The organism is Caldibacillus thermoamylovorans (assembly GCF_000751775.1).
Classification (GTDB): domain Bacteria; phylum Bacillota; class Bacilli; order Bacillales; family Caldibacillaceae; genus Caldifermentibacillus; species Caldifermentibacillus hisashii.
Genome location: NZ_CCRF01000068.1, coordinates 24677 through 49278 on the forward strand (window position 1 = coordinate 24677; position 24602 = coordinate 49278).

General features: G+C 37.6%; 21 protein-coding genes and 1 pseudogene. 6 read left to right on the forward strand and 16 right to left on the reverse strand.

Annotated elements, in window-relative coordinates; all coding sequences use genetic code 11:
* Positions 1-80: 80 nt before the first annotated feature.
* A complete protein-coding gene (ytvI, locus tag BT1A1_RS12050; protein ID WP_034771652.1) occupies positions 81-1193 on the forward strand; it encodes a sporulation integral membrane protein YtvI in 1113 nt (370 codons plus the stop codon).
* A 151-nt stretch (positions 1194-1344) separates the two neighbouring features.
* Here ytvI and BT1A1_RS12055 read toward each other — a convergent pair whose 3' ends face one another.
* The 8 genes from BT1A1_RS12055 to dnaE all read right to left on the reverse strand — a co-directional run bounded on the left by BT1A1_RS12055 (position 1345) and on the right by dnaE (position 12497).
* Positions 1345-1728 carry an FxsA family protein gene (locus tag BT1A1_RS12055; RefSeq protein ID WP_034771653.1) on the reverse strand — a complete coding sequence of 128 codons (384 nt, stop codon included), beginning with the start codon at positions 1726-1728 and terminating at the stop codon, positions 1345-1347.
* A gap of 190 nt (positions 1729-1918) precedes the next feature.
* The gene (gene pyk, locus BT1A1_RS12060; protein ID WP_034771654.1) at positions 1919-3679 is read right to left on the reverse strand and encodes a pyruvate kinase; all 1761 of its coding nucleotides are present in this window, start codon (positions 3677-3679) and stop codon (positions 1919-1921) included.
* A gap of 19 nt (positions 3680-3698) precedes the next feature.
* Positions 3699-4658 (reverse strand): 6-phosphofructokinase, encoded by a 960-nt coding sequence (gene pfkA / locus BT1A1_RS12065; RefSeq protein ID WP_034771655.1) that lies wholly within the window; start codon positions 4656-4658, stop codon positions 3699-3701.
* 350 nt (positions 4659-5008) lie between these two features.
* The gene (gene accA, locus BT1A1_RS12070) at positions 5009-5965 is read right to left on the reverse strand and encodes an acetyl-CoA carboxylase carboxyl transferase subunit alpha (RefSeq protein WP_034771657.1); all 957 of its coding nucleotides are present in this window, start codon (positions 5963-5965) and stop codon (positions 5009-5011) included.
* Positions 5962-6825: an acetyl-CoA carboxylase, carboxyltransferase subunit beta gene (gene accD, locus BT1A1_RS12075; RefSeq protein ID WP_034771658.1), complete on the reverse strand. Its 864-nt coding sequence runs from the start codon at positions 6823-6825 to the stop codon at positions 5962-5964. The genes accA and accD overlap by 4 nt, the downstream gene beginning before the upstream one ends.
* A 58-nt stretch (positions 6826-6883) precedes the next feature.
* The gene (locus BT1A1_RS12080) at positions 6884-7498 is read right to left on the reverse strand and encodes a FadR/GntR family transcriptional regulator (RefSeq protein WP_034771660.1); all 615 of its coding nucleotides are present in this window, start codon (positions 7496-7498) and stop codon (positions 6884-6886) included.
* A 70-nt stretch (positions 7499-7568) separates the two neighbouring features.
* Positions 7569-8798: an NADP-dependent malic enzyme gene (locus BT1A1_RS12085; RefSeq protein WP_034771661.1), complete on the reverse strand. Its 1230-nt coding sequence runs from the start codon at positions 8796-8798 to the stop codon at positions 7569-7571.
* 357 nt (positions 8799-9155) lie between these two features.
* Positions 9156-12497: a DNA polymerase III subunit alpha gene (dnaE, locus tag BT1A1_RS12090; protein ID WP_034771663.1), complete on the reverse strand. Its 3342-nt coding sequence runs from the start codon at positions 12495-12497 to the stop codon at positions 9156-9158.
* 179 nt (positions 12498-12676) lie between these two features.
* On the opposite strand from dnaE, the gene BT1A1_RS12095 reads away from it, so the two are divergent.
* Positions 12677-13009, forward strand: coding sequence for a sporulation membrane protein YtrH (locus tag BT1A1_RS12095; RefSeq protein ID WP_034771665.1), 333 nt, complete (start codon positions 12677-12679; stop codon positions 13007-13009).
* A complete protein-coding gene (ytrI, locus tag BT1A1_RS12100; protein ID WP_034771667.1) occupies positions 13006-13509 on the forward strand; it encodes a sporulation membrane protein YtrI in 504 nt (167 codons plus the stop codon). The genes BT1A1_RS12095 and ytrI overlap by 4 nt, the downstream gene beginning before the upstream one ends.
* Positions 13510-13616: 107 nt before the next feature.
* Here ytrI and BT1A1_RS12105 read toward each other — a convergent pair whose 3' ends face one another.
* Entirely contained in the window at positions 13617-14570 is a 954-nt protein-coding gene (locus BT1A1_RS12105) for a DHH family phosphoesterase (protein ID WP_034771669.1), read from the reverse strand.
* Between the two features lie 124 nt (positions 14571-14694).
* Here BT1A1_RS12105 and BT1A1_RS12110 point away from each other — a divergent pair, with 124 nt between their 5' ends.
* Complete coding sequence (locus BT1A1_RS12110; RefSeq protein WP_051989124.1) at positions 14695-15036, forward strand: YtpI family protein; 342 nt, start codon at positions 14695-14697, stop codon at positions 15034-15036.
* On the opposite strand, the gene BT1A1_RS12115 is transcribed toward BT1A1_RS12110, so the two are convergent.
* From BT1A1_RS12115 to BT1A1_RS12130, 4 genes and pseudogenes are all read right to left on the reverse strand, one after another.
* A complete protein-coding gene (locus tag BT1A1_RS12115) occupies positions 15033-16349 on the reverse strand; it encodes a DRTGG domain-containing protein (protein WP_034771670.1) in 1317 nt (438 codons plus the stop codon). The two genes, BT1A1_RS12110 and BT1A1_RS12115, sit on opposite strands and share 4 nt — an antisense overlap.
* Before the next feature lie 157 nt (positions 16350-16506).
* Positions 16507-16752: a hypothetical protein gene (locus BT1A1_RS12120; protein WP_034771671.1), complete on the reverse strand. Its 246-nt coding sequence runs from the start codon at positions 16750-16752 to the stop codon at positions 16507-16509.
* Positions 16753-17283: 531 nt separating this feature from the next.
* A pseudogene (locus BT1A1_RS12125) lies at positions 17284-17739 on the reverse strand (Rpn family recombination-promoting nuclease/putative transposase); the annotation flags it as partial.
* Positions 17740-18137: 398 nt separating this feature from the next.
* Complete coding sequence (locus BT1A1_RS12130; RefSeq protein ID WP_034771673.1) at positions 18138-18818, reverse strand: metal-dependent hydrolase; 681 nt, start codon at positions 18816-18818, stop codon at positions 18138-18140.
* Between the two features lie 233 nt (positions 18819-19051).
* Between BT1A1_RS12130 and BT1A1_RS12135 the strand changes: the two genes are divergently transcribed.
* Positions 19052-20149 carry a M24 family metallopeptidase gene (locus BT1A1_RS12135; protein ID WP_034771674.1) on the forward strand — a complete coding sequence of 366 codons (1098 nt, stop codon included), beginning with the start codon at positions 19052-19054 and terminating at the stop codon, positions 20147-20149.
* 188 nt (positions 20150-20337) lie between these two features.
* Positions 20338-20781, forward strand: a complete 444-nt coding sequence (locus tag BT1A1_RS12140) for a universal stress protein (protein ID WP_034771675.1) — start codon at positions 20338-20340, stop codon at positions 20779-20781.
* 438 nt (positions 20782-21219) lie between these two features.
* Here BT1A1_RS12140 and BT1A1_RS12145 read toward each other — a convergent pair whose 3' ends face one another.
* The 3 genes from BT1A1_RS12145 to BT1A1_RS12155 form a co-directional block, all read right to left on the reverse strand.
* A complete protein-coding gene (locus tag BT1A1_RS12145; RefSeq protein ID WP_034771677.1) occupies positions 21220-22059 on the reverse strand; it encodes an EcsC family protein in 840 nt (279 codons plus the stop codon).
* Positions 22060-22250: 191 nt separating this feature from the next.
* Positions 22251-23582 carry a 6-phospho-beta-glucosidase gene (locus tag BT1A1_RS12150; protein WP_034771678.1) on the reverse strand — a complete coding sequence of 444 codons (1332 nt, stop codon included), beginning with the start codon at positions 23580-23582 and terminating at the stop codon, positions 22251-22253.
* On the reverse strand, positions 23579-24274 hold the full coding sequence (locus BT1A1_RS12155) for a PTS transporter subunit EIIC (RefSeq protein ID WP_081912362.1): 696 nt from the start codon (positions 24272-24274) through the stop codon (positions 23579-23581). The genes BT1A1_RS12150 and BT1A1_RS12155 overlap by 4 nt, the downstream gene beginning before the upstream one ends.
* Positions 24275-24602 lie beyond the last annotated feature (328 nt).

A 24602-nucleotide genomic window follows, 5' to 3' on the forward strand; every position in this document is an offset into this window, starting at 1 on the left:
AAAACGGAATATTTTAGTACAAGGGTTCTTCCAAAAACGCATGCTATACAAAAATTTTAATAGAGCAGGAGGCATTATTATTGAATTCCGTTTATGTTCAACGCACTATCCGTTTCTTATTGATTCTGGCTGCCATCATCGCATTTATTCTTGCAATTTACTTCCTATCTTCATTGACCTATCCTTTCATCATTGCTTGGGGCATTGCCTTTATGATGAATCCGTTGGTCAATTTTTTGCAAGTAAAAGGAAGAATACCAAGGGCTATCAGTGTTTTAATTGTTCTTATATTAATTTTCGGTGCGTTAGCCGGTTTGTTAACATTATTGATCACACAATTGATTTCGGGAACTGAATATTTGTCCAACACGCTTCCGAATCATATAAATAATATCGTTAAGTATATAGAGAATTGGATTACCGGTACAGTCACCCCCTTTTTTAATAATTTAACAAGTATGTTCAATAATTTAAATGAGGGACAGCAGGAAACAATTATTCAAAACATCAATGATATCGGGGCTAACATTGCTTCTACGCTCGGAAATTTTTTACAATCGATGCTAAAAAAAATTCCTGCATTTATTTCATGGTTTCCAAACGCAGCAACAGTTCTCATTTTTACATTGCTGGCCACCTTCTTTATCAGTAAAGATTGGTACAAGCTAAAAAGAATGGCAGGGAAATTTATTCCGATTCGGTTTCGGCGAGGTAGTATGAAGGTTTATATCGACCTAAGAAAAGCACTATTTGGTTTTATTCGTGCCCAAGTAACATTAATTTCAATCACTGCCATCACAGTTTTAATCGGTCTGGTTATTTTACGTGTTAATTACGCTATTGCCATTGCTTTTATTACCGGAATCATTGATTTGCTACCGTATCTTGGCACCGGTTTAGTATTTGTCCCATGGATTATTTATGAATTTATCGTCAATAATTATTCGTTGGGAATTGGTTTATTAGTTCTTTACATTGTTGTTCTCGTGCAACGGCAAATCATAGAACCAAAAATTGTCTCTACCAATATTGGTATTAGTCCTTTAGCTTCTTTGGTTTCCATTTTTATTGGCTTGCAATTATTTGGATTTGTCGGTTTGATTATCGGACCAATTGTTGCAGTTCTATTGAATACCTTGTATAAGGCCAATGCCTTTCACCGGTTGTGGGATTTTGTTATCGGGCAGAAGTAGTGTAATCATTGCATCAAGATTACAATAGATGTCGCATAAAACTTTATGTATACGAGAAGTAAATATGCGAAGGAAAATAAAAAGACAAAGAAAAGGGAGGCCGTATTCACCTACTAATAATTAGGTAAATACGGGAACCTCCCTAGTTTATTTAATCAATATAAATTGTCCGTTTATCAATCCATCGTTGAAACCACTTAATAAGGAGCGGTTTAATGAGTTTTCTTGTAGGAGGGAGAAGCAAAATTAATCCAAGACAATCAGTAATAAATCCAGGAGAAATTAACAAGCTGCCACCTAAGAAGATACAGATACCGTCTAATAAAACATCACCGGGAGGATAGCCGGCACGAACCGCATCTTGAGCCTTTCGCATGACTTCCAAGCCCTGCCTTTTTGTCAGAAAGGCACCAAGGATTCCTGTGAAAATAATGATCAGTACCGTATTCCACACGCCAATCGTTTTTCCCGATAATAAAAACACACCTATTTCAAGCGCAGGCAGAATAATAAAAACCAGTATGAAAAATCGCATTTCCCCACCGCCTATCTTCGGTTCCCTTCGTTTGATTGAATTTAACCTAAATGTTTACAAAAACATCAAATCTTTATCTATTCCGGAAAACTTCTACCAACTAAAGAAGTGGGCTTTCTCATGCGGAAAATCTGTAAAATTGATGATAAATTTGAAGCAATTGGCAGTGCCCAATTGCTCCAATGTATATCTATAGTACACTATTATGGCCTTCATAAACAAGCCCGGTGTTTGCATCTACCGTTACTACCTGGCCGTCTTTCAAAATCGACAATGCATCTTTTACACCAACGATGACCGGAATCCCCAGATTTAAGCCAACAACAGCTGCATGGCTGGTCAAACCGCCTTCTTCCGTAATCAATGCTTGACATTTTTCAAGTGCAGGCATCATGTCGCGATCCGTTGAAAATGTAACAAGTACTGAATGTTCACTTACTTTTTCCAGTACTTCTTTACTGTTTTTAGCAATGACAACTTTTCCAAATGCATTTTTTCTGCCAATCCCTTGACCTTTTGCCAGCACACTGCCGACCACATGAATTTTCATCATGTTTGTTGTACCGGCTTCACCAACCGGAACTCCTGCCGTAATTACTACATTGTCTCCGTGTTTAACGATACCGCTTTTCAGACTTTCACTTACGGATTTTTCAAGCATTTCATCAATTGATTCTGATCTTTTGCCTAATTGTGGATAAACGCCCCAAACTAATAAAAGTTGTTTCATGACTTTTTCATGACTTGTGACAGCAACAATTGGTGCAGCCGGGCGATATTTTGATACCATTCTTGCCGTATGACCGCTTTCTGTTGGAGTAATGATAGCATCAATATCCAGGTTAATGACAGCATGGGCAACGGATTGACAAATAGCATCCGTAATATTATGTTCAATTTCTTTTGAGCGTAAGGCTAATATTCCTTTATGATTTAATGCACTTTCAGCTCGAACGGCTATATTATGCATCGTTTGTACTGCTTCAACCGGATATTTTCCTGCAGCCGTTTCACCGGAAAGCATAATTGCATCTGTTCCGTCAAAAATCGCATTGGCTACATCACTTGCCTCAGCTCTTGTCGGACGAGGATTTCTTTGCATAGAATCCAACATTTGCGTAGCAGTAATAACCGGTTTGGCCAGTTTATTACATTTTTTTATAAGCAATTTTTGTACCAATGGGACTTCTTCAGCCGGAATTTCTACACCAAGGTCACCGCGCGCAACCATTAAGCCGTCGCTTACTTCTAAAATTTCGTCAATTTTATCGACGCCTTCTTGGTTTTCGATTTTTGGAATAATATGGATATGAGGCGCATTTTGTTGCTCGAGTAGTTCGCGAATTTCTAAAACATCACTGGGACGTCGAACAAAGGAAGCTGCAATAAAATCAATTCCTTGCTCAATCCCAAAAACAATATCACTTGCATCTTTATCAGTAATCCCCGGCAAATTAACAGATACGCCCGGTACATTCACACCTTTTTTATTTTTTAAAACCCCTCCATTTAAAACTTTGGTCACTATTTCTTTTTTATCTTTATGAACATCAATAACTTCAAGGCCAATGAGTCCATCATCCAATAAAATTTTTGCTCCGACTTGAACATCATCAATCAAACCCTCGTATGTAACGGAGAATTTTTCTTGTGTACCGAGAACTTCTTCCATTGAAATTGTTACTGTATTTCCTTCAATCAGTTCGATGGCATCATTTTCCATATTATGAGTACGAATTTCGGGACCTTTCGTATCAAGCAAAAGGGCAACATGTTTCCCGGTAATTTTTTCAGCTTCACGAATATTTTTAATTCTGGCTGCATGTTCTTCGTGGTCACCATGAGAAAAGTTTAATCGTGCTACATTCATGCCTGCTTCAATTAACTGTACTAATTTTTCAACACTTTCACTGGCCGGACCTATTGTACAAACTATTTTTGTTCTTCTCATTTCAATTATCCTCCTGATCTTAAATCGATAATTCTTTTGCCAATCGAATAATTTCATTATCGATCTTATGTGGTTGATTAATAATTTCTGAAATGGCATGATCCACAATCGTATTTTTTACAATTCCTACCGCTCTGCCACCTTTTCCTTCGAGCAGCAATTCTACAGCACGTGCACCTAAGCGGCTTGCCAAAAAGCGATCCGTTGCAGATGGAGAACCACCGCGTTGTATATGCCCCAAGACAGATACACGGACATCAGCATCAATTCTCTCTTTTAATTGTTCAGCTAATTTAACACCGCTCATTACACCTTCTGCAACGACAATAATGCTGTGCCGTTTTCCTCTTTGTTTACCGCGATTTAGACGGTCAATAATGTTATCAATCGTTTCCTTTTCTTCCGGAATCAGAATCGTTTCGGCTCCACCGGCAAGACCGGACCAAAGAGCAATATCACCTGCACCTCTTCCCATCACTTCAATGACGAATGTCCGATCATGTGAAGAAGCGGTATCGCGGATTTTATCGATCGCATCAATAACGGTATTTATCGCCGTATCAAAACCAATGGTAAATTCTGTACCGCTAATATCATTATCAATTGTTCCCGGCACACCGACGCAAGGAAAACCGAGGTTTGTTAAAGCGTTCGCACCACGGTAAGAACCGTCGCCACCAATAACGACCAATCCTTCGATTCCATGTTTATGTAATTGTTCTAAACCTTCTTTTTGTACCTCAGGATTGACAAACTCCGGCAAGCGGGCTGAGCGAAGAATCGTACCGCCGCGGTGAATAATATCACCGACGGAACCTAACTCCAGTTTTTCGATATTCCCATTTACTAGTCCATGAAAACCATGATAAATCCCGTAAACTTCCAGATCATGATAAATTCCTTTACGAACGACTGCACGGATTGCAGCATTCATACCTGGAGAATCGCCACCACTTGTTAAAACAGCAATTTTTTTCATGACAAACACCTCACCTACATAATTATATTGATATTTCTATATTTCTTTGTTCATTATTAAACAAATTTCATATTTACCTTACCACGATACTTTCTTAAACTCAATAAGATATGGAACCCAAATTTAAAAAACAAAACCATTTTTCAAAAGTAATCGCTTTCTTTGGTGATAAAACGTTATCTATTTTACAAATCTGTTAACATTGTAAAGAAAAGTAAGATTCTGCTCCGTCACTTCTTTTATGAAACTAGACAATAAAACTAATCTAAAGTTGATCACTTGTATTTATATACTTTCTTATTCTGTAAAAAAGAACGTGCATTATTCACGTTCCTCAGCTAGTTCTTAAACTATTCTACGGTGTACTGACCGATCTTAGCAAATTTTTGATAACGATCTTGAACAAGTTCATTTTTCGATAACTTGGACAACTCATCCAAAGATTTTTTCAAAACAGTGTCAATTAAATTTGCCTGTTCCTTAATATTATTATGAGCTCCCCCTTTGACTTCGGGGATGATCTCATCGATGACTTCTAATTGCTTTAAGTCTTGGGCTGTAATTTTCATTGATTCTGCCGCTTTTTTTGCAAGGGTTGCATCCTTCCAAAGAATCGAAGCTGCACCTTCAGGGGAAATGACTGAATACGTCGAGTTCTCCAACATATGTATATGATTTCCAACACCTAATGCAAGTGCCCCGCCGCTACCACCTTCACCGATAACGATACAAACAATCGGAACAGTTAACCCTGCCATTTCAAAAAGATTTCTGGCAATGGCCTCACTTTGTCCCCTTTCTTCCGCTGCTTTTCCGGGGTAGGCTCCCTTAGTATCAATAAAGCAAATAATTGGGCGGTTAAATTTTTGAGCTTGGAACATTAGGCGCAATGCTTTTCGATACCCTTCTGGATGCGGCATACCGAAATTACGGCGAATATTTTCCTTCGTATCTTTGCCACGCTGATGTCCAATAACTGTTACCGGCCTTCCTTTGTATTTGGCAATCCCTGCAACAATGGCTTCATCGTCGCCAAAGGTACGATCGCCATGACATTCAAAGAAATCTTCAAATAAATAATTTATATAATCTAGTGTCGTCGGGCGATTCGGATGTCTTGCAATTTGTACTCGATCCCATGGCTCTAAATTTTTATAAATTTCTTCTTCCAAATTGTGAAGTCGTAATTCCAATTTTTCAATTTCATCGGTTAAGTCGACATCGGCATTTTGTGTAATTAATTTTAGCTCGTCCAATTTTTTACGTAAATTAATGAGCGGCTTTTCAAATTCCAGTTCTACCGTCATTCTGTAACACCTCCAATATGATGCAGTTCGAGAATAAGCGATATTTTTTTGCGCATCTCTTTCCGATGGATGACTGCATCTAATTGTCCGTGTTTTAACTGGAATTCTGCGGTTTGAAAATCTTCGGGAAGTTCTTCATGAATGGTTTGTTCGATGACCCGCTTTCCGGCAAAACCGATTAATGCTCCAGGTTCAGCAAGGTTAAAATCTCCTAAAGAAGCGAAACTAGCTGAAACGCCACCGGTTGTCGGATGAGTCATAACAGTAATGATTAGTCCTCCATGATCGCTGAATCGTTTTAAAGCGGCACTTGTTTTAGCCATTTGCATGAGGCTTAAGACTCCTTCTTGCATTCTGGCACCGCCGGAAGCTGTAAAAATGATGAACGGTAAATGTAATTCATCTGCTTTTTCAATGGCACGCGTTATTTTTTCACCGACAACGGACCCCATGCTCCCCATTCGGAAAAATGAATCCATAACGGCAATGACGACCGGTTTTTCCTCAATCTTTCCTGTTCCGGTTACAACTGCTTCATTCATTTTCATTTTCCTGCGATCTTTTTCTACTTTTTCTACATATTCAGGGAAGCCAAGTGGATTAACGGTAACCAATTCTTTATCCATCTCAGCAAAGGAATTTTCATCAAGAATACTTGATAACCGTTCTTTTGCATTCATTGGGAAATGGTAATCACAATGTAAACAGATTTTCATATTTTGCTCGATTTCACGTGTAAACATAATTTTTTTACAGTTCGGGCATTTCGTCATAATACCGACTGGAACATCATCGGTTGCAGACGGTACAGGAATAGTTGCATATGTTTTCTTGTTTTTAGAAAAAATATCTCTTAGCAAGGTATTTCCCCCTTGTCTCTTTCACTAAGCTTGACTGAAATTACAGACCAAGCAATGTTTATTGTATCGGTTTTGCTTGATCAAAATATAGCATGTAGATAGATAAAGCTTGATCCCAATTTCCGCTATTAATTGCTGTCAGCAGTTCAATATAATATTTCTTTTCGATTGGATTGGTAAATTGGAGTAAACGGATAAATTCCGATAAAATATACCATATTTTTAATAATAACTGATTATCCGTTAAAATTAAAATTCTTTCAAAAAATTTTTCACGATCAAAATATTTTTCATTCCATTGAGAAATATCAATATAAGTCCTGTTAAATACGAGTTTATAAATACCGGATGTTTCAATAATTCTTTTTACTTCTAAAATATCATGATCTGCATTCTCTCTTTGAAAAACAAAACTACTTAATAATTCTACCAGTTGATGTTTTCGAAAATCAACGATAAATGTTCCTTCGCCTCTTCTTGTTTCAATTAAACCAAGTAATTCCATGGCTCTTAAAGCCTCACGAACACTCGATCTACCAACATGTAAAAGATCTGTCAACTCTCTTTCAGATGGGAGTCTATCACCAGGCTGCAAATTTCTTTCTTGAATAATTTTTCTTATTTTTTCGAATGTTTCTAAGTATACTTTTTGTTGGTATTGCCTTTGGCCCACTTTTTTCACTCACCATTTTATATAGTTATCCCTTTTTGTTTTTATTCATCATTGCAAAAAATATTAATCTCTATTTAATTGATGCGATTTCTTTCGTTTTCTTGTGAACATTAGATGGGTCAACTTTTCTGCGTGCCACCCCAGTCTCCATTGCCGCTTTTGCTACAGCTCGGGCAACATATGGAGCCACTCTCGGGTCAAACGGATTTGGAATGACATAATCAGGTGACAATTGTTCATCACTAATTAGGCTGGCAATCGCTTCAACAGCTGCTTGCTTCATTTCTTCATTAATAATTGTTGCTCGAACATCTAAGGCACCACGGAAAATCCCCGGAAATGCCAGTACGTTATTGACTTGATTCGGATAATCAGAACGACCTGTTCCGATTACTGCAGCACCTGCTTCTTTCGCGTCCTCCGGCATAATTTCGGGAATCGGGTTGGCCATCGCAAAAATAATCGGATCCGGATTCATGGAGCGAACCATTTCCTTCGATAGGATTCCACCTGCAGACACCCCAATAAATACATCAGTTCCTTGAATGACTTCTTTTAGCGATCCTTTCTTTCCTTCACGATTTGTAATTTTTGCTACTTCTTCCTTAAGCTGATTCATCCCAAATGGTCGGCCTTCATAAATCGCCCCCTTTGTATCACACATGATTATATCACGGACTCCGTAGTGATAAAGTAATTTAATAATGGCAATTCCAGCTGCACCGGCCCCATTTATAACGACCTTAATTTCATGGATCTTCCTTCCTGTCAGCTTTAATGCATTCATTAAACCCGCTATGGTAACAATAGCTGTTCCATGTTGATCATCATGAAAGACAGGGATATTGGTTTCTCTTTTTAATCGTTCTTCAATTTCAAAGCAATTTGGAGATGCGATATCTTCCAGATTAACTCCGCCAAAGGTTGGTTCCAATAATTTGACCGTCTCAACAATCTTGTCAACATCCGTTGTCCCAAGGCAAAGTGGAAATGCATCAACCCCGGCAAAACTTTTAAACAGGACCGCTTTCCCTTCCATTACCGGCAGTGCTGCTTCCGGTCCGATATTGCCTAATCCCAGCACGGCAGTTCCATCTGTAACAACAGCTACAGTATTGCCTTTCATTGTATAATCGTATACCAGTTCCGGATGTTCGTAAATTTCTTTACATGGTTCTGCAACACCCGGTGAATATGCCAAACTTAAATCCTTCGGCGATTGCAATTGAACTTTAGATACCGTTTCAAGTTTCCCCATGTTCATTTGATGTAATTGTAGTGCTTCTTCCCTTAAACTCACCTTCTCCACCCCTCAAAACATTACGAATATTTATTAAATAGTGGTCTGACCACATATTATTACTAATATAAACATAAATAATCAGATTGTAAAGATATCATTAAAAATATTTTTCTCGTAATGTTTCAAACTTTCGGTCAAGGCCCATAAGAAAAACACCAAAAAATTCCAACTACATCGATCGGCATCCTTCCGTCAAAATTCATCATTTCTAAACGAACTTGGAAATATTTTTGACAAGTTTTATCCTTGACAACCAATCCATATCGAAGTGACGGTCCTTCCTTGTGAGCTAGCTCGTATTGTTTATCTCCACCAGAAAAACAACAAAAGCAGAGCATCGACTTTTCGCTTTCTTTACTTTATGGCAACATTATGTTCTCCCAATAATTTTTTTAATTCTGAGATAGCTGCACTGTCCGGATTAATCCAATGTTCTTTTGCCAACTGGACGGTCTGATGGTTTTTTTCATAATAAAGAATGATTGGCATACTCCCTTTATATTTTTTAATCATATTCTTCAATTTCCCTAATAATTCATTCGTTTGATGATTTGCATCAATTTTAATATACACCTTTCTACTTTCTGGTTCTTTTCGCAGTTTTTCAACGGATTGGATGAAATTAACGATAAATTGCTTTTGACCATGTCGAAAATCAAGCGTACCGGTCATAAAAACAATTTCTCCTTTTTTTACTAAGGCTGAAGATGTCCGATAAACATTTGGGAAGACAACTGCTGACATGTCTTGCGATTCATCACTAATTTGTAAAAAAGCCATTGCTTCACCATTTTTTGTTCTTGTTTTCCGTACTTCTTGAATATAAGCGCCGACATGATATTTTGATCCGGCAATTTTCAGTTCATCCAGTAACAGAGCACCTTGACTTTGAAGCAGCTTGCGATACATGCTGACCGGATGTCTTGAAATAAATAAACCTAAAACCTGCTTTTCAAATTGTAATTTTTTATCAATAGGAATCGGTTCAACTTCAACATATTTCGGCTTAATATCCAGTTCTTCTGAAAATAATGAGTCAATTTGATGATCGTCGGGTTTCATTAATTGAGCATGTTCAATCGCCACATCCAAAGTTGCCAACAGGACTGCCCGGTCATGCCCAAATTCGTCAAAACTTCCGGCATGAATCAAGTTTTCCAACACTTTTCGGTTAACGACTTTAAGTGAAACACGTAAACAGAAATCAAATAAATCGGTAAACGGCCGTTCCCCCCTAGCTTGGATAATCTCTTTTAATGCTTGAAAACCGACTCCTTTAATCGCAGCCAAGCTAAAACGAACTCCATCACGCTCAACTTGAAATTGATAATAGCTGTGATTAATGGATGGTGGATAAATAGTAAATCCGAGATGTTTCAGTTCTTTAATGTACTCAGCGGTTTTATTTTCATTTCCTACGACCGAAGTTAATAAACTTGCCATGAAATACAATGGATAATGGGCTTTTAAATATGCGAGTTGATAACTAATCATGCTGTAGGCAACGGCATGACTGCGATTAAAACCATAATCGGCAAAGCGGACAATCAAATCATATATTTCATTTGCCGTTGTTTCCGAATAGCCATTATTTTTGGCACCGGCTACAAAATGTTGCCTTTGTTGATCCAAAACTTCCCGCTTCTTTTTTGAAACCGCCCTTCTAAGTAAATCTGCTTCCCCTAATGTGAAACCTGCCATTTTGGAAGCAATTTGCATAATTTGCTCCTGATATACGATGACTCCATATGTTTTCTTTAAAATATTTTCCAAGTCAGGATGTGGATAACGGACCGGTTCCTTTCCATGTTTTCGATTAATATAGACAGGAATATTTGTCATCGGTCCCGGACGATACAACGCATTGACAGCAACAATATCCTCAAATTCCGTCGGTTTCAGGCGTATTAACACATCTCGCATTCCTTCCGATTCCAATTGAAAAATCCCTGTTGTCTGACCTTTTTGTAACAGTTTAAAAGTTTTTTCATCATCAAAAGGAATATGTTTTAAATCAATTTTTTTCTGTTGTTTCTTGTGGATGGACCGAATGATCGATTCGATAAGTGATAAATTTCGTAATCCAAGGAAATCCATCTTTAATAAACCGATTTCTTCCAAGGTTCCCATCGGGTATTGGGTCAGCAAAACATCATTTGATCCTGTTTGTAAAGGAATCCATTCAACCAGTGGTCTGTCCCCGATAACAACCCCGGCTGCATGTGTTGAAGTATGGCGCGGTAATCCTTCAATTTTTGCGGCAATTTGGAAAATCTGCTGAAAGTTTTCGTTTTTCATTAAATCTTGTAAAGCTTGGGACTCTTTCGTCGCTTCCTTTAAAGTGATTCCTAATTTGTTCGGTATGCTTTTCGATAATTGATCCAATTCCTTATTTGTTCTTCCAAAAACGCGGGCAACATCCCTTACAGCTGCTTTAGCCGCAAATGTACCAAAAGTAATAATTTGAGCCACATGGGTAGATCCATATTTTTTCGCCACATACTGAATAACTTCATCGCGCCTGTGATCAGGAAAGTCGATATCAATATCCGGCATCGACACCCGCTCAGGATTCAAAAACCTTTCAAACAACAGATCAAATTTAATCGGGTCAACATCCGTTATTTCAAGAACATAAGCAACAAGACTTCCGGCTGCCGATCCCCTGCCCGGTCCGACAATAATACCATTTTTTCTGGCAAATTGAACATAATCCCAAACGATTAAAAAATAATCACTAAACTTCATCTTCTTAATAATGTCAAGTTCATATTTCAGTCGTTCTTTATAAATCGGAGTTGGTGAATCGATTCTAATAGATAAATTTTTTTCACACAGTTCACTTAAAAACACATCGCTTGTTTTTTCATCGAGCGGGTATTTAGGCAATAATTGTTGATGAAAGGGAATTTCAACTTGACACTGTTCCGCAATTTTCAAAGTGTTTTCGATTGCTTCCGGGTATTGTTGAAATAAGCTGTTCAGCTCTTCATTTGTACGCAAGTAACCTTCTTTATCCAAAGCATCTTCAGTCAACTCGGAAATATTTATATTCTCTTTGATCGCCTGCAAACATTTCCATGAAAAATAATCTTCTTTATCCAGAAAACAAACTTTATCGACAGCTGCGACGGGTATATTCATCTCCTCACTCATACTATAAATCGCTTTTCTTAACGTTTCATGATCCCGGGATGGTAATGACTGAATTGATAAATAGAAGGATTCTTTCTCAAATAATTGTTGATAGAAGCTGACTTTTTCCTTTGCACGTCCTTCTTGCCCTTGCAGAATATACGTTTCAATTTCTCCTTCAATACCGGGAGAAATGGCGATCAAACCTGAACAATAATGTTTAAGCCATTTGATTGGGATACCTTTTGGAGATTTTGTCTGAATAGCACTCGAAATTTTCATTATGTTTTGGTACCCTTGTAAATTTTTTGCATAAAAAAGCAGCGGATAGGCGGTCGTTTCGTATTCCTCTTCAATTAAAATATCAGCTTCTAGTCCAATGATCGGTTGTATACCATAGGTCCGGCATGCTTTATAAAAAGGGATGACACCGTAAAGAACATTTTGATCCGTAATTGCCAGTGCATGGAATCCTCTTTGTTTTGCTGCCATAACCATTTTTTCAGGTTGGATTGTACTTGATAAAAGTGAATAGGCACTGTACATATGTAAAGGTACCATAGGCAACACATCTTCCTTCCGTTCATCCTATTTCTTCTCATTATAGCACATATGTTCTTATTTTAACACTGAAAGCAAGCAAAGAATTGTAAAATATTCATATTTACTCCATTGTACCAATAAATTATTAATAGGGGCAGTCCGATTTCGGCTGTTTATGTTAACAGGGGGTTGTTTAAATGACAGAAGCATTTGTACCAACGTTTATCCATAGTTATTTTATCGCACTTGGAGTTATTCTCGGCGGCTCCTTGATTGGCGGTTTATCAGCCTTTTTAATCGGTGAACCGCCACTTACAGAAATCTACCGACTATCCAATAGTTTACGGATATGGGCAATTGTTGCCGCTATCGGTGGAACGTTCGATGCCGTATATAATTTTGAACGTGGATTGATGCACGGACAGACCGGCGATCTTGTCAAACAAATTTTTCTCATTTTATCCGCTTTAGGTGGTGCACAAACCGGAGCACTGATTATTAATTGGCTTACCCAGGGGCATTTGTCATGAGAATCCCTCCCTATTTTTATTCAAGAAGCTTCCAACGATTTTTTTCCGGCGTCGTAATCGGTGCGATCATCAGTTGGTTAATTTTTCTGTACATGTTTGGGCGTATGCAGGAAGAGCAGGTAAAAGTAATCCGTCAGCAAGAGGAATTAATTGCCGATTTAGAAAAAGAAAAAAATATTTGGCAGGAAGATTTCAAAAAACTGAACGAGAAAAATAAAGAGTTGCTTACGGTTCAAGATATATCGATTAAAATCACCAATGGTTCTAAATATAAAATTGATGCATTAAGTATTTTCGAAGTGCAAGAGAAGGTAAAAGAAGATATCAGTAATGTACTGGCGAAAGATTTACATGTTGTTTATACAAGTAAAGATTTATTGGAAAAAGTCATTGAAAATAAGCCGGTTGTCATCAATGACCGCCGTTATCAACTGACTGTACGAAAAATGGTGATTTATACCACCTTGAATATCGAATTAGAACTAACATTGGCACAATAGCAAAAATCAGATGGGCTTGTGGTTAACTAGCCCATCATGGCATCTAAATGTTGCTGTTTTCTTCTTAAGTTCCAAGTGCAGGAAACATCCTTATCCCGGATTAGCGACTAGCTTTGATTTTCCAAATAATCTTGAACAACTTTTTTCAGTTCTTCCATAACCCGGTCTACTTCATCCCAAGAGTAAATTGTTGCACCGGCTGCACGTGGATGGCCACCACCAGAGAATTTTTTCGCTACTTCATTGATCGTGGGGCCATTAGAACGGAGACGAACCCGAATCTGATTCGTTTCTTCAACAAAGAACGCCCATGCCTTTATTCCTTGAATATTTCCTAACACGCTAACCGTTTGTGAAGCTTCTTGCGGTCGTAAGTTATATTTGGTCAACAGCCTTTGATCAATAATAACTTTGGCAACACCGTCAAACTCAAATTCAAAGTTTTGTAAAATATAGCCTTGAAATTTAGCGAGATTTTGTGTTGTTTCATACATTTTTTCAAATAAATCGGTTCGCGAAAATGGATATTTTATTAGTTCACTTACATATTGAAATGTTTTTTCTGTGGCACTCGGATACAAAAACCGTCCTGTATCACCCACGATACCGGCAAATAGAAGTCTTGCCCCTTCCGTTGATAATTTCAATCCATCCCCTTTTCCATATAAAAAAAACTCGTAAATTAATTCACTGGTTGAACTGGCATTTGTATCGACCCAAACAATATCACCATATTTATCCTCATTCGGATGATGATCGATTTTAATGAGAAATGCCCCCGTATGATAACGTCCATCAGATATTCGCTCCCGATTGGCCGTATCACAAACGATGACAAGCGCATTCCGGTAACTCTCATCAGGTATTTGATCCATGGTATTTAAATATTTCAATGTTTTCTCATCTTCACCAACGACATACACACGCTTCTCAGGAAATGAAGTTTGAATGATTTCTGCCAAGCCGCCTTGAGATCCATAAGCATCAGGGTCGGGCCGGATATGTCTATGAATAATAATCGTATCAAACTCTTTTATTTTTTGTAAAATTTGTTCTTTCATATTTAATAGCTCCTTCTCACTTTTTCCATCAAAATTCACTGTAAACGATATCGTCCTTTTTTATGGCATTTTTTTAAATTAGCAGGTAAAATAATATCAAAACAGAAAAGGGAGAGACGGATATATGCCTGTATTTGTTGTGATCATCGTTTTTTCAGTTATCTTTTATTTATATTACAAAGTAAAATCTTTTCAGGCAAAAACTCCGATAGAGAAAAAATGGTGGAATGCCAAATCTTCTATTGCACTCGGCTTGTTTGTCGCTGTCTTTGGATTCAATCGTTTATTCATCACCCAAACCACTGTATCCATTATCATCGGCATACTTTTTATCATCGTTGGAACCATCTCTATCTGGACAAACTTTAAAGCATATAAATATTATTCACCCTATGTTGAACAAAAAAAGAGAATATGGAAAAAGGTATGTAAAAAACCAATTGATAGTACAATGTATAAAAATTAACGATCTAAAAATTGAACCATAATCAAAGCTTTTGCAGCAATCATTCCCTTTGAAACTACTTCCACATCTACCTTACCGAACTTTCTCCCAATTTCAAGAATATTCGGCCGGATCGTTATATCATAGTCGATTTGAACCGGCTTTAAATAATATACAGACATGCTTTCAACGACAATCTCACCTTTTTTCTGTGCGCGAAATAATCGATGAACCGATTCGATAATGGTAGAAGTAAGGACACCATAAGAAATTGTACCATGTTGATTTGTCATTTGAGGTGTCACATCAAATTCATAACTAACATCGACACCATCTGTCGTTTCTTTTTTATGTAGGTGGTTAAAAATTAAGTTTTCTATTGTTTCACCCACATGTGGCTGCCTTTGAATAGTTTGGAGTGATTTCAACACATCTTGACGACTGATAATTCCTAAAAGCCGATTTTGGTCATCAACCACCGGCAAAAGTTCGATGCCTTCCCAAATCATAATATGGGAAGCAGATGCTACACTTGTTTTTAATGTGACGGTAATTGGTTGTTTTGTCATTACTTTTTCAAGCGGTCGCGCGCGATCTTCACTGATTACGTCTTTTGAGGTGACCATGCCCTCTACTTTCAGATCGTCGGTAACTACCGGAAACCGGGTATGTCTGTATTTCTCGTTCAATTCATACCACTTTTGAATCGGTTCATTGACTTTTAAATAATACGTTTGTTCGATAGGAATCAAAATATCCTCAACAAGCAATATTTCCTTTTTGATGAGTTGATCGAAAATAGCACGGTTGATTAATGTCGCCACTGTAAACGTATCATAGCTAGTAGAAATAATCGGCAGTTCCAGTTCATCAGCCAATTTTTTAACATCGTCACCGGTATCAAATCCCCCGGTTATTAGGACGGCTGCCCCTCTTTGCAATGCAGACTTTTGCGCTTTCATCCGATTCCCGACAATGAGCAGGTTTCCAGCTTCTGTATAGCGCATCATTGCTTCAACTTCCATTGCACCAATGACAAATTTATTCAAGGTTTTGTGTAAGCCGCTTTTACCACCTAAAACTTGTCCATCAACAATATTGACAATTTCCGCAAACGTAAGTCGTTCAATATTTTCCTTTCGTTTTTGCTCTATGCGGATCGTACCTACCCGCTCAATGGTACTGACAAACCCTTTATTTTCCGCATCTTTTATCGCTCGGTATGCTGTTCCTTCACTCACCCCTAATTCTTTTGCGATCTGTCTGACAGAGATTTTATCACCAATTGGTAAATTCTGTATGTATTGTAATATTTGTTCATGTTTCGTTGTCATTGTTTCACCTTCAGTCAACATATTTTCATGGATCGTCTCATATGTGCATTATACCAGTTTTTTCAATATCTTTTAAATGATTTCCACGAAAATTAGAAGTTGCCTGTTTCATGATCAACGTAAAATAGTTGGCTGGTTATTTTGGTAGAGAAAAATATTAACCACGTTGATAATACTTGACTTTTCCCCTAGATTTCTGATTGATTTTATGAGGAACTTGCTTGCTTTTTTTCGGTGAAAATAAAACGGCTGCCAGATTACCGGCGAATGCCATAATGAGAAGACTTAGCCATGTCCAAGAAAAATAAACAGATAAAGAATTTCCGTGCAATTGTAACTCAGGGAGTGCATAGTACAGAAGGAAACAACAAATCAATAAAGATAAAATACAACGATTTTTCATTCTTTTCTCCTGCCTTCTATAAGTCTTTTGTTTTCAATATATGCAAATCTCATAAATAAATGAACCGGAAATAGTTTATAAAGTGAAACTTCCATCCGTGGGGGCTTTATCCCCACGGATGGTTAGTTGAACTAATCGGGCACTTACGGACACTTATCTTCCTCCTTTTACATCTTTGATTTCCCTTAAGCTACAGGAGGAAGATTTAGTGACCGTTTGTGCGGGATAAAGTGAAACTTCCATCCGTGGGGGCTTCATCTCCACTGATGGTTAGTTGAACCAATCGGACACTACGGACACTTATCTTCCTCCTTTACATCTTTGATTTCCCTTAAGCCACAGCAGGAAGATTTGTGCAGGATATATTGAAATTTTTCCAATTAATGGTCGCTGATTGTTTTTGTAAAAATGTGTGAGTAATCCTTTTTCTGTAACTAGCCCACTATCTTCTGTTACTATCCTGTTAAAAAAGACGAGTAGACAGATAGACATTACTACCCGCTTACTCGTCCAGAATTCCCTTTATAATTATCAATTCATCTCATCCTTTAATTCCAAAACCTCAGATTCCGTTAACTCTGTCATCTTAACGATAAAGTTAATATCTGCACCTTCCATTAACATCTTTTTTGCAATTTCCCGTTTGCCTTCTTTTATGCCTTTTTCTATGCCTTCTCTTATGCCTTCTTTTCTTCCTTTTTCTATGCCTTTTTTTATGCCCTCTTCTATGCCTTCCCCACGAATGGTATTTATATCCTTTAATGCTTTTTCACGGGCTTCCGCCAACATCCGGGCTTCCCTGTCCATACTTACTGTGCGCAACATATCTACCGCATTTTCTATTATTGGGTCTTGATTTGCCATCTCTTCCCACCTCGCATCATCTTCATTTGTTAAAAAGCGTATCCATTTTGCCATCCGGTCATTCGGATGAATCAGATTTTCTTTGTCCTGCCTGACAAACTTCGGCATTTCAATAATACGTAACTTAACTCGTTCCTTTCATTTTTATTATACAAAATTTTGGCTTCAATGAATATATCGGAATTTTCGGTCACTTTGAAAAAAATTAGGATGCTTAGTACAGTAAAAAACGATGAAGGAAGGAAAATCTTTGGGGAATTTTAAGTTTATCTTATTCGACAAAAAGACAAAAAATCCTTCAAATTTTTCAAAAAAACTATATAAAAATTTAAGGAAAAATCCCTACTCATTAAATCAATTAAGTAGGGATTAAGCGTTTATAAAGACATGTTTGTATAAAATTGTTACTTTTTGATTAAAAGTAGTCTTTATAAAAGGTGGATGGTTCGTTAACGGGCTTTTGTCTGCTTCCGGCCTTAAGAATGTAACCGTAGCAGCAAACGAAAAACAACTTTTATAAATTAAAGTTCAATTGTTTCTCCCGGTTGTAGCACTTTTCCATTGCCGTCTTCAAGCAAATTAATAAATCGACCGGGATCTTGTTTTATCACCGGAAAGGTATTGTAATGAATCGGGACAACGGTTTTTGCATGAAGCAATTTGGCTGCATAGGCCGCATCTTCCGGACCCATTGTAAAGTTATCTCCAATCGGTAAAAAGGCCAAATCGATCGGATGTCTTTCTCCAATTAATTTCATATCGGAAAATAGAGATGTGTCCCCTGCATGATATATCGTTTTTCCTTCAATGGTTATAAGAAGACCGGCCGGCATACCTGTATAAATAATCGTTTGTTCCTCCGTTTCTACACCGGTACTATGGAAGGCTTGAGTAAATTTCACTTTTCCAAATTCAAATTCATAAGAACCTCCGATATTCATTCCATGGGTTTTTACACCTTGCCAGCTTAAATAATTTGCCAATTCTACCATTGCTATAACAAGAGCATCTTTCTTTTTTGCCAGTTGAACAGTGTCACCTACATGATCCCCGTGTCCATGGGTTAATAAAATAAAATCCGGACTTTCATTTTCAACTTTTAGATCCGTATTCCCATTTCCGGTGATGAAGGGATCGATAAGAATTTCCTTTCCATCTGTTACTATTTTTACAACTGAATGACCGTGATAGGATACTTTCATTTATAAATACTCCTTTCCAATTATTGAGGGTTATTAAATTACTTCTATATCAGACGGTTGAAATCCTGCTATTTTTCCTTATATTTACTTTTTACTGCATAAGTGCTAACTTAAACTTGTAGTGATTTTGCTAATGATACCAATACATATTCAAATGATTCGGATAATAATAAACTGAACAAAATATTGGTAGTCACACAAACAATTTTTATTTTAATACGAGGTGAAAAGAAATGAAAAAAAGAATTGAACGATTTGCCAAGTGGCTCGAACAAGAAACGATCGATGCGGCCATTTTGACTTCCACGGAAAACGTCTTTTATTTTAGTGAATTTTATAGTGACCCTCATGAACGTCTGTTAGCCATCGTCCTTTTTCCCCATGCTGAACCATTCCTTGTTTGTCCGCAAATGGAGGAAGAAACCGCAAAAGTAGCCGGTTTTGAACAAATGATTATCGGTTACAAAGATACAGATGATCCTTGGGAAAAAGTTTTTGCTGAAATGAAGAAACGAGCTTCAGGTTCAGTTGCTAAGATTGCCATTGAAAAAAGCCATATGAATGTAGAAAGATATGAAATTTTACGAAAAGCTTTTCCATCTGTACGGTTTATCCAAGCGGAGGAAAAGTTAAACGAGCTTCGAGCCGTTAAAGATCCGGTAGAGCTTGAAAAATTGAGGAAAGCATGTGAGCTTGCCGATTTCGCAATTGACGTCGGTATACACGCAATTAAAGATGGTGCTAGTGAATTAGCCATTGTAGCGGAGATCGAATATGAATTAAAGAAAAAAGGTGTCGAACAAATGTCTTTCGCAACCACCGTCCTTTCCGGTCCAAAGGCGGCCTCTCCGCACGGTAGTCCCGATTTGACAAAAGTACAAAAAGGGCAACTTGTTCTATTCGACCTTGGTGTCATTTATGAAGGTTATTGCTCAGATATTACTAGGACAGTCGCTTTTGGTGAGATTGATGATGAAGCGGTTCGCATATATGAAACGGTCCGAAAAGCTCAGGAAGCTGCTGTTTTAGCCACAAAGCCGGGGAAGACGTGTGCAAATCTTGACTTAACTGCTAGAAAAATTATTCAAGATGCCGGTTATGGTGAATACTTTACCCATCGTTTAGGGCACGGTCTCGGTATTAGCATCCACGAATTTCCGTCAGTTACCGAAACAAATCCGCTTGTCCTTGCTGAAGGGATGGTTTTTACAATTGAACCCGGAATTTATATTCCAAATCGGGTTGGTGTTCGGATTGAAGATAGTGTTGCCGTTACTGCAACAGGTGTGGAAGTCTTGACAAAATATCCGAAAGAGCTGCAGTTCGTGTAAACAGAGCAAATAGAAATTTTTTAAAATGGGGAAGTGTAGGCTTCCCCATTTCTCTTTATTGGCATATATTATCGTATATTACCTTATCCCAAAACCAAGGAATCGTTTTCTTTTTTCATATAATTGTAAAATTTTTGCTTTCAAATTCTCTCATTAATAGTATAATAATAGGTAAAGGAGGGGGTTTTATGTCAAATTATAAAAAAATTATTGTTGCAATTGATGGTTCAAAAGAGGCAGAGTATGCGTTTAAAGAAGCGATAAAAATTGCCAAAAAAAACGATAGTACCTTGCTTCTCGTCCATGTCATCGATTTACGCACCTTTGCGACAATTAATGCATACGATCAATCGATTGTAGAGCGAGCTGATTCATATGCGCAAGAATTATTGGAAACCTATAAAGAAGAGGCGATCAATGCCGGAATTGAAAATGTTAGTATTATTATCGAATACGGTTCGCCTAAAGTGAAAATTTCTAAAGATATTGCGCAAAAATATGAAGCGGATTTAATTTTGTGTGGTGCGACAGGACTAAATGCAGTCGAACGTTTTCTAATCGGAAGCGTTTCTGAATATATCGTCCGTCATGCAAAATGTGATGTCCTCGTTGTGAGAACAAATAAACAATAGTTAAAGATCGAATAGCCGCTTAAAAAGATTTTATTATTATTAAGGGTTTCCAAATTTAAAGATTGGAAAGCTATTAAGCAAATGGGACTTATTATTGGCTGAAAAACATTCGCTTTTTTCGATTTATGCGTCTTGTGCATTTATGGGCTGAAAAAATACTAGCAAAAAAGGGTTCTGACCAACTGTTTGGGTAAGTGGTCGGAACCCTTTAATGATCTGATTTCCCGAGATTTCCGAAACCATCCAATATCTAGTAGTTCAGATTGGTCAAAATCTATCTGGTAACACTCAAAAAGGGTTTATGAAAAATATTTCACTGGATAAGGTCTTGGCTAATCCGATACAACTTATATGGGATAGTCGTATCCGATGTCCGTTTCTTGTCCCCCACCAGCAAGCAATGGTAAATGAAAGATTTCGAAAAAAATAATTGGTTTGTTAATGATTATCTAGTTTCTCTTGCAATAATCGATATTGATAAAACCTTTTTGCAAATGACACCACTTTTTTTGTAATCGCATAGTTGACACCGGCACTGAATACAATACTGAACAGCGAATTACTCGTTTCTTTCTTTTTATTAAACAGGTAGATAAACCATCCCTTCAATATTTGCGACAATGGTCGTGTCAGCCAGGAAGCGTCTGTAATTTTTTCATTTCCTTCATATAAAAACGGAATACTTGCATCAGTCACCTCTTCCATTAATTCCTGCCAGAACATTTTTTGAAATCTCTTTGGTAATGTTGCACAATAAAAAACTTTTAAAGCAATCATCATTTCAAACGGATATCTCATATCGTAACCATAAGTCGAGCCAATTAACTGTACGGCACGTAAATTAATGGTTAACATTAACGGCAAATCTGCCCCTAATAATAAGGTATGGCCGGATCCGGACATCCCTCCTTGAAAAAGCGAAAGCAGTTGATGATTGGAAATTTGTTGATTGGCAAAATGATTCAACTGTTCAATTGGTAATAATTTTAAATCGGCGACGGTTTGAATTTGATTGTTATGTATTTGGGCTTGTGTCAATATAAGTTCTATTTTTTCATTTACATTTTGCGACTGTTGGATCGCATTTTGCACATAAAACAACCATTGATCTAAATTATTGAAAAATCTTTCTCGGAGCTCATCAGGTATCAATTCTATCGACTCTTCCAACCAATAATCATACATCCGCTCAAAATCATTGGTTTCTTCCACAAAAAACGTTTCTTCCCAATTCTGCAATTCACGATACAATTTCAACTCATAATCAGATAACCCCATGCGATTGCCACCTCCAAATGAAAGGTTTTTGCCTATTATATCATAAGCCCAATGGCAAATACTATTAATGGAAAAAGGCTATCCTGATGGATAACCGATAAATTTTTTAGATATAATGATTAACATCCCGAAAGGCTATTCAAATTCCAATATTTTGTGTCATACCAAATCTGGTTTAATATATTTTTGTGCTATTTCGTAATAAAATTCCCAAAGAACTGCGGCAAATACTTTTTATGAGCTTCCAACATATCATCCACAATTTGTTTTGCTAACGTGTCTGATGCAACGAGTGGGTTAATCGTTAAAGCTAATACTGCTAAATTCCGGTCACCGGTGACAGCTGCTTCTGCTGCTACTCGTTCAAAGGATTTTATTTGTTGAACAAGTCCCCGAACAGGAACAGGCAAGTCTCCTACAGCAATCGGTTTCGGTCCGTCTTTGGTAATAACACAACTGATTTCAACCGCTGATTCATCCGGTATACTGGCAATGGCCCCGTTGTTTCTTGTATTCACAGGCTGAATATCTCTTTTATCATTGTAGATACTGGAGATTAAGCGTACAGCCGCATCGGAATAATAGGCACCACCCCGCTTTTCCAATTGCGGTGGTTTGATATCTAAATTCGGGTCTTTATATAACTCAAATAATTCCTTCTCAAGTTTTTGGACAACTTCTGCACGTGTCCCTTCCGCCTCTGCCTCTTGTTTCACCTTCTCAAACATTTCCCTCGATTTATAATAATAGTTATGGTAAGGACAAGGAATCACATTGATTGCCTTTAAAAATTCCGGTTCCCAGCCAAAACCGTGGATATTTTTAACAAAGCTGTTATCATCAAGCGCTGTAACCATTTTAATCACTTGATCTTTCACACTCACCCCGTCTAAATATACATCCAAGCCATAGACCATATGGTTCAGTCCGGCAAAGTCGATTCTGATTCGAGAGTGATCGACTTCCAATAATTCGGCAACGGCCATTTCCATACCGATCGGTACATTACATAATCCGACAACCTTATCAATATTGGCATATCTGAGTACAGCCTCAGTGACCATTCCGGCCGGATTTGTAAAATTAATCAGCCAAGCATCCGGACAAAGTTCCTCCATATCTTTACAAATATCCAAAATAACCGGGATTGTCCGTAAACCTTTAAACAATCCGCCGGGTCCATTTGTCTCTTGTCCTAACACACCGTATTTTAGCGGTATTCGTTCATCTTTAGCCCGAGCATCCAACAACCCGACACGAAATTGCGTTGTTACAAAATCTGCATCTTTTAATGCCGCTGCCCGATCCAGTGTCAAATGAATATCGATGGGCAATCCGGCTTTCGCAATCATCCGTTTGGCCAGATTACCAACAATATTTAATTTTTCCTGTCCTTCTTCAATATCGACCAGCCAAATTTCGGAAACAGGTAATTCATCATAACGTTTAATGAACCCCTCGATTAATTCGGGTGTATAACTGGAGCCGCCGCCAATTGTTGCAATTTTAAGACCCTTATTCAAAATAACCTCTCCTCATATAAAGCGGCCGTAGCCGGAATAATTGATGCAAAAGCTTTAGAAATAGCAGGTGGAACAGAGTCCGGTAATTTGATCGTAATATCTTTTAACATTAATTTTACATATATCATGGTTGCAATAAAACCGATAATCATTGCAGTAAAAAAGAAATTTGCATCTAAGTTATTGAGCGGGAGCCAGCCCCAACCGGTTGCGGTGATTTCTTTCGGTGTAGCTGCCAAACCGGCTTTATTAATAGCTTCTATAGTAGCTGGATCCAAATTTAATCCTTTAAGTTTAATTCCACCGGTGAAAGAGAACGTAATGCCGGCAATTGAAGCTGCCGTTGACACAATCCCACCTGATAGTTCGTTTACCCCATAGGCTTTAGCAATATTGTAACCCCATGAGAATACGAAAATCAATCCGGCGATCGCAAGTGTACCATTCCAAACATATCCGTTAATCATAATAATTTGTTTAATGACCGGAATAGTCGTTCCATCATATCCATCAATAAATTGTGGTGGAAGATCTCGCAAAATCGCATTAAGCATAACAGCCACCGAACCGGCCATCGTTGCGGGCAGTGTTCCTATAAATGCATCCCTTAAAGCAATGAGATGCTTTTGCCCACCGATTTTACTTGCAAGAGGAAGGAAAAACTTTTCCAGCCATGCAACTAAAGCATTCATGAAAGTACCTCCTTTAAAAAATTTTGCGTGTGAGTATAATTTTTAAAACTTGTTCAAAACAGACCGAAGTTACAAAAGGTTGTACTCGTCTTTCCTCAAACGCATCCCCTCTTTCAATATTCGGAAAATTCATTAGAATCAGAAACTAGGAAACGCCTTCAAAATATTAAATGAAACATTCATTTATATAGAGACATGAAAGAATATCTATAAAACTTATATTTTAGTTATCTAAAAATTTAGCTTCAAAGCCTATGTGTCACACAATATACGGTGCATGAATACAGGCAGGGAATGATCCGGAAAATCTTTTTCTTTAGCTCATCGT